The following is a 13,341-nucleotide window of genomic DNA, read 5'->3' on the forward strand; positions in this document are numbered from 1 at the left end:
GCTGCAGACCAAGCTTCCTCTCCTCGGCGGCGGACATGGACCCGAGGGGCCGTCATGACAAGCGCCCCCTTCGTCCTGCTCGACGACGCCCGCGCGGACGGCGCCGCGGCGCTTTACACAACGCCCGGGGAGGTCTTCGAGACCCGCGATCCGTACGAAGTGGACGCCTGCCTGGAGCGGCTGCGGGACAGGGATGCCGCCGGGTTTCTCGCTTATGAAGCCGGCTATGCGCTGGAGCCGAAGCTGATGCCGCTGGCCTCGGCCCCGGGCGAGGAAGATCTTCCTCTGCTTTGGTTCGGGCTGTTCGCACGAGCCGAAACGGTCGATCTCGCCACCTTCCTTCCCGATCCGGCCGGCGCCTGGGCAGGGGTGCCGCGCCCCTTCGTTTCGGAAGCCGCCTATCGCGAGCAGCTGTCCGCGGTGCACGAGCATATCCTGGCCGGCGACATCTATCAGGCCAACCTAACCTTCCAGACGGAGGTGCGCACCGCCGGCGATCCGCTCGCGCTCTATGCGGCGATCCGCCGCCGCGCCCGCGCCGGCCATGGCGGGATCGTCTTCACCGGCCGCCACTGGATTTTGAGCTTCTCGCCCGAGCTCTTCTTCACGCTGGAGGCGGGCAAGGTAACGACCCGGCCGATGAAGGGCACGGCGCCCGCCGGCTCCGATCCGGCGGCGCTGCGCGAAGATCCCAAGCAGCGCGCCGAGAATCTGATGATCGTCGACCTGCTCCGCAACGATCTCTCGCGGCTGGCCAAGCCGGGGACGGTGAAGGTGCCCGACTTGTTCACCGTCGAAACCTATCCGACCGTGCTTCAGCTGACTTCCACCGTCACCGCCGAGCTGGAGGAGGGCGCCGGCCCGATCGACCTGCTCAAGGCGATCTTCCCGTGCGGCTCGATCACCGGCGCGCCCAAGATCCGGGCGATCGAGATCCTCCACGGCCTCGAATCCGGGCCGCGCGGCGTCTATTGCGGCGCGGTCGGCGGAGTTGCGCGCGGCGGCGATGCCGCGTTCAATGTCGCGATCAGGACATTGACCCTGAAAGCGGGCGACAGCATTGCCCGGCTCGGGCTCGGCTCGGGCATCGTCGCGGACAGCCGGGCCGGCGACGAATGGCGGGAATGCCTGGCGAAGGGAGCGTTCGTGGCGACAGGGCAGCAGTTCGACCTGATCGAGACGATGGCCTTCGATCCGCATGCGGGAGTCACGCGGCTCGACCGTCACCTCGAACGGGTGAAAGCGAGCGCCGAGGCGCTCGATTTCGCCTTCGACCGGCACGAGGCGCGGAACGAGCTGCAGGCGGCGACCTTCCGGGCCGGACCGAGCCTGGTGCGGCTGCTCCTGTCGCGGAGCGGAGCGCTGGCGATCGAGATGCGTCCCAGGCCCGCCGCGCCGGCGGCGGAGCCCGTGGCCGTGGCGGTGGTGCCGCTGCCTGTCGATCCGGCGGATTTCAGGCTGCGCCACAAGACCAGCGACCGCGGCTTCTACGACGAGGCGCGCGAGGCCGCGGGCACGTTCGAAGTGCTGTTCCACGATCCCGACGGCTTCCTGACCGAAGGCAGCTTCACCTCGCTCTTCGTCTCGCGCGACGGGGTGCTGCTGACCCCGCCGTTGGCGCGGGGCCTGCTCCCCGGCGTGCTCCGCGCCGAACTGATCGAGGCGGGGAAGGCGCGCGAGGCGGACCTGACCGAGGCTGACCTCGCGGAGGGCTTCCTGATCGGCAACAGCGCCCGGGGCCTGATCCGTGCCGCGCTCAGCCCCGGTTCAGGCACCTCCGAATAAAATCCCGGCCATGGAAATCGATCGGCGGACCCTGCTCGGTGTCGGCGGCATCGCGGCCTGCGCCGGCGTCGCTTTCTTCGTCGGTGGACGCCGGGTCGACGCGCAGCCCGGCAATTTCCCGTTCCGGCTGACCGACGCCCAGTGGCGCCGGCGGCTCAATCCCCAGCAATATGCGGTGCTGCGCGAGCATCACACCGAGCGCGCCGGATCGAGCCCGCTCGACCGCGAGCTTCGCCGCGGCACCTTCCATTGCGGCGGCTGCGGCCAGGCGCTCTTTTCCTCCAGCACCAAGTTCGACAGCGGCACGGGCTGGCCGAGCTTCTTCCGGCCGCTGCCGCGCGCCATCGGAACACGCGAGGATCGCAGCCTGATGATGACGCGCACCGAGGTCCATTGCGCCCGCTGCGGCGGCCATCTCGGCCATGTCTTCCCGGACGGCCCGCCGCCCACCGGCCTTCGCTATTGCATGAACGGCGTCGCGATGACCTTCCGCCCGGCCTGACCAGTTCCTCCCCTGCATTTGCAGGGGAGGGGGACCATGCGCAGCATGGTGGAGGGGCAATTCTGCGAGAACCCCTCCACCGCTCTTCGAGCGGTCCCCTTCCCCGCGAAATCGCGGGGAGGATCAGGCCGCCAGAGGGAACCGCAGCAACTTGTCCTGCACCGGCACCAGCGCCTCGGCGCGGGCGCCGACGGCGCGGACGATCTCCGGATGGCGCGCGTCGAGGCCGCCGGCGAGCGCGCCGAAAGCGGGGAGGATGAGCTTGGTCTCGGTCGCGACGAAGCAGCGGCGCGAGACGAGCCGGCCGCGATGGCTGATCCTGAGCTTGGGATGGAAATGGCCGGAGAGTTCGGGCCGTGCTTCGGCCGGGTCCGCCTCGTGGCGGAGAACGAGCCCGTCGACGACAGCCTCGTCGGCGATCTCGCCGCCGCAGGGGTCTGACAGTGCCGGATCGTGATTGCCGACGATCCAGGTCCAGCGGGTCGTTGCGGTGAGCGCGGTCAGCATCGCGCGCGCCCGCTCGGGCAGCCGCGCGCAGCCGTCGCGGTCGTGGAAGCTGTCGCCGAGGCACCAGATTTCCTCGGCCGCCGTCGCCGCGGCGAGCGCGCCGAGATCGGCGAGGGTCGCGATCGAATCGTAGGGCGGCAGCATCTGTCCGCCGCTGGCGAACCAGCTCGCTTTCTCGAGATGGAGGTCGGCGACGAGGAGGGCGCGGCGGGTTGGCCAGAACAGCGCCCCCTGCGGGAGCGCCAGCAGCTCATGCCCTGAGAACGAAAAGCGAACCATCCCGGCCCGCTATAAAGCGGGCGCTTCGGCGTTCAAGCGGTCAGCGCGACGCCTCGGCGGAAATCGGCGCGGCGGCGGGCGCGGCCTCGCTACGCTCGGCCTGGAGCGCGAAGAAAAGCGCGCCGCCCAGGATGAAGCCCTGGCCGACCAGCACGAACGGGTTCTGCAGCTTCTCAAGCAACTTCGTCATCGTCTTGCGCCTTCGATAATCCACGCCTCGTTACAGGGCCGGAAGCGTGCTGCCCGCCTCCTGCTAAACCCCGCCTGAACGGGCGAGGTGAATCCTACGAAAGGGACAATCGGCGCGACGAAAGCGTCGTCAGTCGTCCGGATTTTGCTTCGACTTGTCCCGCCGGGGAAGCAATCGCTCGAACAGCTTGACGAGGGTGAGCAGGGCGATACCGAAGCCGGTGCCGACCAGAACGAGCCGATACTGACCCGCGCCCGCGGCGATACCGATCGCCGCCGCGACCCAGATGTTCGCCGCCGTCGTCATGTTCACGACATTGGCGCCGCGCACGAAGATCACGCCGGCGGCGATGAAGCCGATCGCCTGGGAGAGGCCCTGCACCGCCCGCAGGGGATCGGGCGCATAATCCTCACCGCGCAGCTGCGCCGCGAGCATCAGCGCGGAGACCATGATCATCGCCGAGCTCAATGCGACCAGCGCATGGGTACGGATGCCCGCCTCGTGGCCGGTAATCTCTCGGTCGAGGCCGATCAGCAGGCCGATCAGCGAGGCCGTGCCGAGCCGAAGCGTCAGCTCTGTCCAGGAGAAGACGGCGAGCGGATCATGATCGAACATGCGTCGCCAATGCGAATCCGGCGCCGGAAGTTCCGGCGCCGGATCGTTTCGCCGTCAGGCGAGCCTTCAGGCGGCCTGGCTTTCCTCGGCCCTGGCTTCGGACCGCTCGGTCTCGCTCGCCTCCGCCTCGATCGTCGGCGTGGCATCGCCGCCGATCTCGATCTTGCGCGGCTTCATCGCCTCGGGGATCTCGCGGACCAGCTCGATCGCGAGCAGGCCGTCGGCAAGGCTGGCGTCGGTGACGCGGACGAAATCGGCCAGCTCGAAGCGGCGCTCGAAGGCGCGCGTGGCGATCCCGACATGCAGGAAGTTGCCGTCGCGGCTGCGCTGATCGGACTTGCGACCGGTGATGACCAGCATGTTCTGCTGCGCGACGATGTCGATCTCGTCGCGCTTGAAACCCGCCACCGCGAGCGTGATCCGGTAGGAATCGTCGCTCAGCTTCTCGATGTCGAAGGGCGGGTAATTGTCCTGCTCGGCGCGGCTCGCGCTTTCCAGGAAATCGAACAATCGGTCGAAGCCGACGGTCGAACGGCGATAGGGGGTGAAATCAAGGCCTCTCATGTTCATGTCCTCCATTCGAGCAACAGATGAACCGAAGGCGGTCCGGCGAGGCGGCACCGGCTCCGGCTTGAACGCGCCGGAATCCGAACGGGCCTTCCGGCGATTCAGGATTTAGGTTGGCTGCTCGCGGCTTCAAGACCCGCCGCGCGCGCGACATTTTCGGGCAGATGCGCGCGCACGATCACGGCCAGCTCGGCGACCCCGAACGGCTTTCTCAGCACCGGCACGTCGCCCAATGCGCCTCCGAGCTGCTCGCTCTCGGCATAGCCGGTGACGAAGAGCAGAGGCTGGTCGGGGCGTTGCTCGCGCACCGCGCGGGCGAGCTCGGCGCCGTTCATCCCGGGCATGGCGAAATCGATCAGCATGAGATCGGGCCGGGCGCGCGCGAAGGCGTCGAGGGCGGCGGCGCCGGATTCCGCCGTCTCGACCCGGTGCCCGAGGTCGCCGAGCGCCTCGGCGAGGAAGCCGCGCACGTCGGGATCGTCGTCGACGACGAGGATGCGGCCGCCCGCGCCGCGCGCACCGGGCGTGGCGGGTGCGAAGCTCCCCTCGACCGCCGCGGCCTCGGCCTCCACGCGCGGCAGCAGTATGTGGACGGCGGTGCCCTCCCCCTCCCGGCTGTCGATGCGTAGCGTGCCGCCGGCCTGACGGGCGATGCCGTAGACCTGGGCGAGGCCGAGCCCGGTGCCCTTGCCGACGGGCTTGGTCGAGAAGAAGGGCTCGATCGCGCGTTCCGCGACCTCGGGCGCCATGCCGTGGCCGGTGTCGGCGATGGTCAGCCGGACATAGTCGCCCGCTTCGAACTCCGGGCAGGCTTCCTCGGCGACGATGCCGGTCGAGATGGTCAGCGTGCCACCGTCCGGCATCGCGTCGCGGGCGTTGATGGCAAGGTTGAGGATCGCGTTCTCGAGCTGGTTGACGTCGCACATGGCATGAGCGGGCGGCCCCAGCTCCTGCCGGACGGCGATGCCGGGGCCGAGCGTGTGATGGAGGATCTGCCTGAGATTGCCGATCACCTCGTTGATCGCGACCGGCGCCATGTGGATGCGCTGGATGCGCGAGAAGGCGAGCAGCTGGGTGGTCAGCTTGGCGCCGCGCCGCCCCGATTCGAGCGCGGCGTCGGCGATCCGCTTGAGCCGCGGCTCCTCGAGCGAGGCGGCGATCATCTCCAGCCCGCCGATCACCGGGGTCAGGAGGTTGTTGAAGTCGTGCGCGATGCCGCCGGTGAGGCGGCCGACCGCCTCCATCTTCTGCGCCTGACGGAGCGCCTCCTCGGCCCGCTCGCGCTCGGCGACCTCGGCCTGGAGCCGATCGAGCGCTTTGCTCAGCTCCTCGGTCCGCGCCGCGACATTCTTCGCCAGCGTCTCGGTGGCGAGCTTCCACTCGGTGATGTCGTGGGCGACGCCGATGAAGCCGACATGCTCGCCGCCCGGCCCCCAGCGCGGCTGCGAGATCGAGCGCAGCCAGCGCCACTCGCCGTCGCTGCGGCGCAGGAAGCGCCCCTCCAGCACGAACCGCTCCAGCGAGGCCTCGCCGGCGATCGATTCGGCGCGGATGCGCTCGGCGTCTTCGGGATGAATGATGTCGCGCCAGTCGAAATCGACCGCTTCCTCGTAAGTGATGCCGAGGAACTCGACATAGGCGCGATTGACGAAGCTGCGCTTGCGATCGAGCCTGGTCACCCACATCGGCACCGGCGCCGAGTCCGCGATCAGACGGAAGCGCTCCTCGCTCTCGCGCACCCGCGCCTCGGTCCGCTCATCGCCGCTGACCGCGGTGACGACGCCGAACATTCCGGCGACCTCGCCATCCTCGCCGCGGATCGGATTGTAGCACGAGGTGACCCAGGCGGTCTGAACCTTGCCGTCATGCTTGAGCGGCCGCGGCGCGGCTTCCATGAAGACGGTTTCGCCGGCCATGACCTTGGCGGCATTCGCTCCGACCACGTCCCAGATGTCGCCCCAGACCTCGCGAAGCGGCCTGCCCAGCGCCGGTCGGCGATCGCCAAGGATTTCACCATAGGAATCGTTGTGGATGACGATCAGATCCGGTCCCCAGCCGATCAGCATCGGGATGTTGGAATGCAGCACGATGCTCGCCGCTGTCTGGAGCGATTGCGGCCAATGCTCGCGCGGGCCCAGCGGCGTCTTCGCCCAGTCGTGCGCCAGCGCCGCCGCTCCGGTCATGCCGGCGAAGGAGGGGACGGGCTGCAGGACGGAATCCATCGGACGCGAAACCTCAACGCTCACCTTCCCCGCCCGGGGAGAAGCCTAATCGTCTGAGGGCGCGCTGAAAAGCCCGATCAGCCTCGGGCCGCGGCCCGCTGCACCTGACGCATCACGCGGACGAGATTGCCGCCCATGATCTTGGCGATGTCGGCTTCCGAAAAACCCTCGCGGCGGAGACGCGCGGTGATCCGCGGCAGCAGGCTGACGTCCTCCATGCCCTGGGTGCCGCCGCCGCCGTCCCAGTCGGCGCCGAGGCCGACATGATCGACGCCCATCACCCGGACGGCGTGGAGCAGGCTCGCCATGAACATGTCGAAGGTGATCGCGGTGCGCGGGGTGCGCGCGTCCTGCGCGGCGATGTCGGCGAGCAGCCGCCGGCGCTCGGCGGGGTTGAGGCTCGCCCAGCGCTCCTGCCGCCGCTCCAGCGCGCTGCGCGCGTCCGAGTTGTCGGTCGCGCCGAGGAACAAGGTGTTCATGAACATCACGCCGCCCGCCGCGGCGACCCGGCGCATGCGCTCGTCGGTGGTGTTGCGGCGGTGGTCGTAAAGGGCGCGCGGGCCGTGGTGCGAGAGCACGATCGGCGCCCGGCTCAGTTCGAGCATCTGGTCGATCACGGCATCGGAGGAGTGGCTGCCGTCGATGATGATGCCGAGCCGGTTCATCTCCGCGACCCATTGCCGCCCGAGCGGGGAGAGGCCGTTCCAGGTCGCCTCGCCCGTCGTCGAATCGGCGAGCTGGTTGGTGCGGCTGTGCTCCGGCCCCGCCATCCTCAGGCCGAGGCGGTGGAAGGTGGTCAGCAGGCTCAGATACTCGCCGAGCGGCCAGCTGTTCTCCATGCTGATCAGGGCGATCCGCCGCCCCTCGCGGTGGAGCCGCTCGATGTCGTCGGCGGTGAGCGCGAGCGACATGTGCTCGCGATTCTCGCCGATCACGCGGCGGATCGCGGCGGCGCGGACCAAAGCGCGGTCGCGCGCCTCGCGATAGCCCTCGGGGGTGAGGGCGCCCTGCGAAGTGTAGATGACGAAGAAGCCGCCATCGAGCCCGCCCTCGATCATCCGCGGCATGTCGACCTGGGTGCCGTCCCATTCGTAGCGGTGGCGCTCGGAAAAATCCCATTCGCCGCTGTCGAAGCGCGACGGGATGTCGAGATGGGTGTCGAGCACCAGCAACCGCTCGTGCAGCTCGCGGCTTTCGGGGCTGACGTCGCCCTGCGCCGAGGCGGGGATGGCGAGCGAGGCGGCGAGGGCGCAGGCGAAGCCGATGCGCGTCAATCTGTCTCCGGAAAACATGGCCCCATTCAAGAGGTCCAAGCGGGTCCGGTCAATCCCCCGTCTGGGCGAGGGCGCGGCGGAGCGCCTCGGCGCTTTGGTGCAGCGCCTGTGCGAACAGCTCCGCCTTCAAGTCGGCGACGGTGCCGAGCCCGGCGCCGCAATCGTTGCAGGCGAGCGACGCCTCTTCCGGCGCCGGCTCCGGAATGCTGAGATTGGCGCTGCCGCAGCGCTCGCAGTGAAGCTCGACCGACACATCCATCATCGCGCCACCCTAACCGCCTGCCGCGGCTTTGGCTCCCCTCATTCGGTCCGCATCGCGGCCTCGGCGAGCGCCTCGGCCTCGATCAGCAATTCATCCTCGGCGGTGCCGGCCGGGGCGGTCTCGCGGCCGATCATGATCAGCACCGGCACCGCCATCGGCGAGATCCGCTCGAGCGCCATGTGCAGCATCGTCCCCTGCGCGCGGTCGAGCAAGGCGGCGAGGCGGCCGACGTCGGTGAGGCGAGTCCGCGCGTCCTCCCAGGCGGCGCGGAGCAGGAGGTGATCGGGCTCGTATTTGCGCAGCACGTCGTAGATGAGGTCGGTCGAGAAGGTGACCTGGCGGCCGGTCTTGCGCCGGCCCGGATGCTGGCGCTCGACCAGCCCGCCGATCACCGCCACTTCGCGAAAGGCGCGCTTGAGCAGATGCGAGCCCTGCACCCATTGGACGAATTCGTGCTCGAGCAGATCGGCGCTGAACAAAGCCTGCGGGTCGGTCACCGGCTCGAGGCTGTAGCAGGCGAGGGCATAATCGTTGGCGACGAAGCCGAGCGGCTTCAGCCCCGCCGCCTCCATCCTTTTGGTGATCAGCATGCCGAGCGACTGGTGCGCGTTCCAGCCCTCGAAGCTGTAGGCGACCATGTAGTGGCGCTGCTCGTGCGGGAAGGTCTCGACGAGGAGCTGGTCGGGCTGCGGCAGGACGGAGCGATAGGCCTGCACCTCCAGCCATTCGCGGACATCGTCGGGGAAGCGCGGCCAGCTCTCGGGATCGGCGAGGAAGCGACGGACGCGGTCGGCGAGCCGCGTCGTCATCGCGAGCCGGGCGCCGACATAGGTCGGGATGCGCGCCGACTTTGCGGTCGCGCGCACGACGATCTCGGCCGCCTCGATCCGCTCGATCTCGAGACTGAGCCCGGCGAAGAAAAAGGTGTCGCCGACGCTCAGGGTCGAGGCGAAATAGTCCTCGACCGTGCCGAGCTTGCGGCCGTTCCTGAAGCGCACGTCGAGGATCGGGGCGTCGACGATGATGCCCGCGTTCATCCGGTGCTGCTGAATGAAGCGGGGATGGCTGACCCGCCAGAGGCCGTCGGGCGCGCGGGTCAGGCGCTTGAAGCGGTCATAGGCGCGAAGCGCGTAACCGCCGCTCTCGATGAAGCCGAGGATGCGGGCGAAGGTGTCGGCGTCGAGGCCCGCATATGGCGCGGCGCTCCGCACCTCGTCCAACAACTCCTCCTCGCGGAAGGGGGCGGCGCAGGCGAGCGCCATGACATGCTGGGCGAGCACGTCGAGCGCGCCGGGGCGAAATTGCTCGGCGTCGAGCTCGCCCTCGTCGACCGCGTCCAGAGCGGCGCGCCCTTCGAGATATTCGAAGCGGTTGCCGGGGACGAGGATCGCCTCGCTCGGCTCGTCGAGCCGGTGGTTGGCGCGGCCGATGCGCTGGATCAGGCGCGACGCGCCCTTGGGGGCGCCCATCTGGACGACGAGATCGACGTCGCCCCAGTCGACGCCGAGATCGAGGCTGGCGGTGCAGACCAAGCCGCGCAGCCGCCCCGAGGCGACCGCCGCCTCGACCTTGCGCCGCGCCTCGACCGCGAGGCTGCCATGATGGATGCCGATCGGGAGCTGCTCATCGTTCGCCTTCCACAATTCCTGGAAGATCAGCTCGGCGAGGCCGCGCGTGTTGCAGAAGACGAGGGTGGTGCGATGGCGCTCGATCTCGCGCATGACCTGCCCGGCCGCCCATTTGCCGCTATGGCCCGACCAGGGGACGCGCTCGTCCTCGGGCAGCATGATCCGGATCTCCGGCTCGGCGCCGGGATCGCCCATCACCAGCGCGACCTCCTCGAAATCGCCGTGCGGCGCGAGCCAGCCCTGATAGGCCTCGGGATCGGCCACGGTGGCGGAGAGGCCGACCCGGCGCAGCCCAGGCGCGAGCCGCTGCAGCCGCGACAAAGCGAGGCTGAGGAGGTCGCCGCGCTTGCCCGAGGCGAAGGCGTGGATCTCGTCCACGACGACGGTGCTGAGGTTCTCGAACAGGAGGTTGCTGTCCGCATGGCTCAGCAACAGGCTCAGCGATTCGGGCGTGGTCAGCAGCATCTGCGGCGGCCGGACCCGCTGGCGCTGCTTGCGGTCGGACGGCGTGTCGCCGGTCCGCGTCTCGACCCGGATCGGCAGCGCCATCTCACGAATCGGGTCGAGCAAATTTCGCTGCACGTCCACCGCGAGCGCCTTCAAGGGCGAGATATACAGTGTATGCAGCCCCTCGGTCGGCCGCTCGACCAGCTCGACGAGACTGGCGAGGAAGCCCGCCATCGTCTTCCCGGCCCCGGTCGGCGCGACGAGGAGCGCGCTCCGGCCCGCGCGCGCGGCGGCAAGCATTTCGAGCTGGTGGCGCCGCGGCGCCCAGCCCCTGACTTCGAACCACGCGGCGATCGGCCCCGGCAACGCGTCCGCCGCCGGCCTCCGGGTCACCGATCCCGCCCCGCGGTCCGAGTGTGTCATCTTCACGATGTCCAAAGAGCCCGCCGCCCGAGTCGGCCCGAACGAATTAGGAACATAACATGAACATTGCTGCGTGTCAAGCGGCTCGGCGCCGTCAGGGGACGTTGTCGCTCTCGCCGTGATGCTCGCGCTCTTCCTCTTCGTAGACGCGCCGCGTCGCTTCCTCGGTGCCGCTGGTGTCGCCGTCGGCCCGATTGCGCAAAGCGGCAAAGGCGATGAGCGCCGCCAGCACGACCGCGCCGACGATGGTGATCAGGGTCCAGTTCAGTCCGGCGAGGTCCATGGCGATCGCTCCTTCCTCACGGTTGGCCGGCGGCCTTCCGGCGCCCATATAGCTCATCATGGCCCGTCTCGGTTCCTGGATCGAGCCTTTTTCCGAAGGCATCTATGTGCGCCCGGCCGACGCCTGGGTCGATCCCTCTGAGCCCAAGCCGACCGCTCTGGTCACCCACGGCCATGCCGATCATGCCCGGGGCGGCCACGGCAAGGTCTTCGCGACGACGGAGACGCTGGCGATCATGGACTGCCGCTACGGACCGCAGCCGGGCCAGCCGGTCGCTTATGGCGAAAGCCTTCGGGTCGGCGACGTCAAGGTCAGCTTCGTCCCCGCCGGCCACGTCCTCGGCTCGGCGCAGATCGTGCTCGAGCACAAAGGCGAACGCGTCGTCGTCTCGGGCGACTATAAGCGCCGCCCCGACCCCACCTGCGCGCCCTTCGAGCCGGTGCCGTGCGACATCTTCATCACCGAGGCGACGTTCGGCCTGCCGGTCTTCCGCCATCCGGCGACCGCCGAGGAGGTCGACCGGCTGCTCCTGCGCCTGCACGACAATCCCGAGCGCTGCATCCTCGTCGGCGCTTATGCGCTCGGCAAGGCGCAGCGGCTGATCGCCGAGCTCAGGTGCCGGGGCCATCACGATCCGATTTACATCCACGGCGCGCTGCAGCGGCTGTGCGAGCTCTACGCCCAGTTCGGCGTGCCGCTCGGCGAGCTCCGCCCCGCCACCGAGGCTTCGAAGGACGAGCTCAAGGGCCGGATCGTCCTCGCCCCGCCGGGCGCGCTCAACGACCGCTGGTCGCGCCGCCTGCCCGATCCGATCACCGCCATGGCCTCGGGCTGGATGCGCGTCCGCCAGCGCGCCCGCCAGCGGCTGGTCGAGATGCCGCTGATCGTCTCCGACCATGCCGACTGGGACGAGCTGACCCAGACCATCCAGGAGGTCGCGCCCAAGGAGGTCTGGATCACCCACGGCCGCGAGGAGGCGCTCAAGCATTGGTGCATGACCCGTCAGATCAAGGCGCGCGAGCTGAACCTCGTCGGCTATGAGGACGAGGACGATTGAAGCAGCAGCCAGGCGGCGAAGGCCGCGGCGGCGACGAGCAATATCCCCCAGCGCACCTGCCGTTCCAGCGTGAAGCTGCCGGTTTTGGAGAGAACCGCGCTGCTCGCCGGCATGATCGCGATCAGGACGCCGACCGAGAGCAGGGCGCCCGCGACATACCCCGCTCGGACGTAGCCGAATATTGCCAGGGCCGCCCAGGCGAGGGCGAAGACCAACGCCTCGGCATGGAGCTTCGGCATCAATGCCCCGCCTGCGGCCCGCGTGCGACGCCGGATTTGGCGAGCTGATCGTCGATCTGAGCGACCAGCCGGTCGAGCCCGGCCTGGTCCTTCGCCTCGGCGCGGGCGACGAGCACGTCTTGGGTGTTCGAAGCGCGCAGCAGCCACCAGCCGTCCTCGGTGTTCACCCGCGCGCCGTCGGTGCGGTTCACCTCGGCGCCATCGGCGGCGAGCCGCTCGAGCACCTCCTCGACCACCGCGAACTTGCGGCTCTCGTCGACCTGGAAGCGCAGCTCGGGCGTGTTGACCAGCGCGGGCATCGCCGAGCGCAATTCGGTCAGCGAGCCCCCCAGCTTCGTCACCGCGCGGATCAGCCGCACCGCCGCGTAGAGGGCGTCGTCGAAGCCGTAATAATCGTGCGCGAAGAAGATGTGGCCGCTCATCTCGCCGGCGAGCGGAGCGCCGGTCTCCTTCATCTTCGATTTGATCAGGCTGTGGCCGGTCTTCCACATGCACGGGGTCCCGCCCAGCTCCGCCACGCGATCGAACAGGGCCTGGCTCGCCTTGACGTCGGCGATGATCGTCGCGCCGGGCACGGCTTCGAGCACGGGCTCGGCGAGGATCGAGAGCAACTGGTCGCCCCAGACCACGCGCCCTTCGCCGTCCACCGCGCCGATCCGGTCGCCGTCGCCGTCGAAGGCCAGGCCGAAGTCGAGGCCCTGCTCCGCGACCAGCGCCTTCAGATCGGCGAGATTCTTCTCCTCGGTCGGGTCGGGGTGATGGTTCGGGAAGCGGCTGTCGACCTCGATGTAGAGCGTGAAATGCTCGCCCGGCAGGCGCGCGGCCAGTCTCTCGACCACCGGGCCGGCGGCACCGTTGCCGGCGTCCCAGCCGATGCGGAACGCGTCGCCGTCGAAGCCCTCGAGCAGCCGGTCGACATAGCGGTCCATCACCTCCTCGTCGGAGACGGTGCCGCCGCCTTCCTCCCAGTCGCCGGCCGCCGCCATCCGGCCGACCTTCTGGATGTCGGCGCCAAAGAAGGCGTTGCCGCCCAGTACCATCTTGAAGCCGTTATAATCGGC

At 69.3% G+C, this 13,341-nt stretch carries 14 protein-coding genes; 3 read left to right on the forward strand and 11 right to left on the reverse strand.

Annotated features, from left to right (window positions below; genetic code table 11):
- Positions 1-54: 54 nt before the first annotated feature.
- Both pabB and msrB read left to right on the forward strand, forming a co-directional pair.
- Positions 55-1,785: an aminodeoxychorismate synthase component I gene (pabB, locus tag ACT4N8_RS04605; protein WP_444856958.1), complete on the forward strand. Its 1,731-nt coding sequence runs from the start codon at positions 55-57 to the stop codon at positions 1,783-1,785.
- A gap of 10 nt (positions 1,786-1,795) precedes the next feature.
- A complete protein-coding gene (gene msrB, locus ACT4N8_RS04610) occupies positions 1,796-2,287 on the forward strand; it encodes a peptide-methionine (R)-S-oxide reductase MsrB (RefSeq protein ID WP_444856959.1) in 492 nt (163 codons plus the stop codon).
- Positions 2,288-2,410: 123 nt separating this feature from the next.
- Here msrB and pdeM read toward each other — a convergent pair whose 3' ends face one another.
- From pdeM to ACT4N8_RS04655, 9 genes are all read right to left on the reverse strand, one after another.
- Positions 2,411-3,073 (reverse strand): ligase-associated DNA damage response endonuclease PdeM, encoded by a 663-nt coding sequence (gene pdeM, locus ACT4N8_RS04615; protein WP_444856960.1) that lies wholly within the window; start codon positions 3,071-3,073, stop codon positions 2,411-2,413.
- A 40-nt stretch (positions 3,074-3,113) separates the two neighbouring features.
- Positions 3,114-3,263, reverse strand: a complete 150-nt coding sequence (locus tag ACT4N8_RS04620; protein ID WP_444856961.1) for a hypothetical protein — start codon at positions 3,261-3,263, stop codon at positions 3,114-3,116.
- A gap of 129 nt (positions 3,264-3,392) precedes the next feature.
- Positions 3,393-3,878 carry an MgtC/SapB family protein gene (locus ACT4N8_RS04625; protein WP_444856962.1) on the reverse strand — a complete coding sequence of 162 codons (486 nt, stop codon included), beginning with the start codon at positions 3,876-3,878 and terminating at the stop codon, positions 3,393-3,395.
- Between the two features lie 66 nt (positions 3,879-3,944).
- Entirely contained in the window at positions 3,945-4,442 is a 498-nt protein-coding gene (locus ACT4N8_RS04630; protein WP_444856963.1) for an Hsp20 family protein, read from the reverse strand.
- A gap of 104 nt (positions 4,443-4,546) precedes the next feature.
- Positions 4,547-6,691 (reverse strand): PAS domain S-box protein, encoded by a 2,145-nt coding sequence (locus ACT4N8_RS04635; protein WP_444856964.1) that lies wholly within the window; start codon positions 6,689-6,691, stop codon positions 4,547-4,549.
- 53 nt (positions 6,692-6,744) lie between these two features.
- Positions 6,745-7,941 (reverse strand): dipeptidase, encoded by a 1,197-nt coding sequence (locus ACT4N8_RS04640; protein ID WP_444856965.1) that lies wholly within the window; start codon positions 7,939-7,941, stop codon positions 6,745-6,747.
- Positions 7,942-7,990: 49 nt separating this feature from the next.
- Positions 7,991-8,203, reverse strand: a complete 213-nt coding sequence (locus ACT4N8_RS04645) for a hypothetical protein (protein ID WP_444856966.1) — start codon at positions 8,201-8,203, stop codon at positions 7,991-7,993.
- Positions 8,204-8,241: 38 nt separating this feature from the next.
- Positions 8,242-10,671: a ligase-associated DNA damage response DEXH box helicase gene (locus ACT4N8_RS04650; protein ID WP_444856967.1), complete on the reverse strand. Its 2,430-nt coding sequence runs from the start codon at positions 10,669-10,671 to the stop codon at positions 8,242-8,244.
- Between the two features lie 124 nt (positions 10,672-10,795).
- On the reverse strand, positions 10,796-10,984 hold the full coding sequence (locus ACT4N8_RS04655; RefSeq protein ID WP_444856968.1) for a hypothetical protein: 189 nt from the start codon (positions 10,982-10,984) through the stop codon (positions 10,796-10,798).
- Positions 10,985-11,042: 58 nt separating this feature from the next.
- On the opposite strand from ACT4N8_RS04655, the gene ACT4N8_RS04660 reads away from it, so the two are divergent.
- Positions 11,043-12,041, forward strand: coding sequence for a ligase-associated DNA damage response exonuclease (locus ACT4N8_RS04660; RefSeq protein ID WP_444856969.1), 999 nt, complete (start codon positions 11,043-11,045; stop codon positions 12,039-12,041).
- On the opposite strand, the gene ACT4N8_RS04665 is transcribed toward ACT4N8_RS04660, so the two are convergent.
- Positions 12,020-12,280, reverse strand: coding sequence for a hypothetical protein (locus tag ACT4N8_RS04665; RefSeq protein WP_444856970.1), 261 nt, complete (start codon positions 12,278-12,280; stop codon positions 12,020-12,022). The genes ACT4N8_RS04660 and ACT4N8_RS04665 overlap by 22 nt on opposite strands.
- Positions 12,280-13,341, reverse strand: a 1,062-nt coding sequence (gene pgmG / locus ACT4N8_RS04670; protein ID WP_444856971.1) for a phosphoglucomutase/phosphomannomutase PgmG, incomplete at its 5' end; no start/stop codon positions are given. The genes pgmG and ACT4N8_RS04665, both read right to left, overlap by 1 nt.

Source organism: Sphingosinicella sp., assembly GCF_052387495.1.
Classification (GTDB): Bacteria; Pseudomonadota; Alphaproteobacteria; order Sphingomonadales; family Sphingomonadaceae; genus Allosphingosinicella.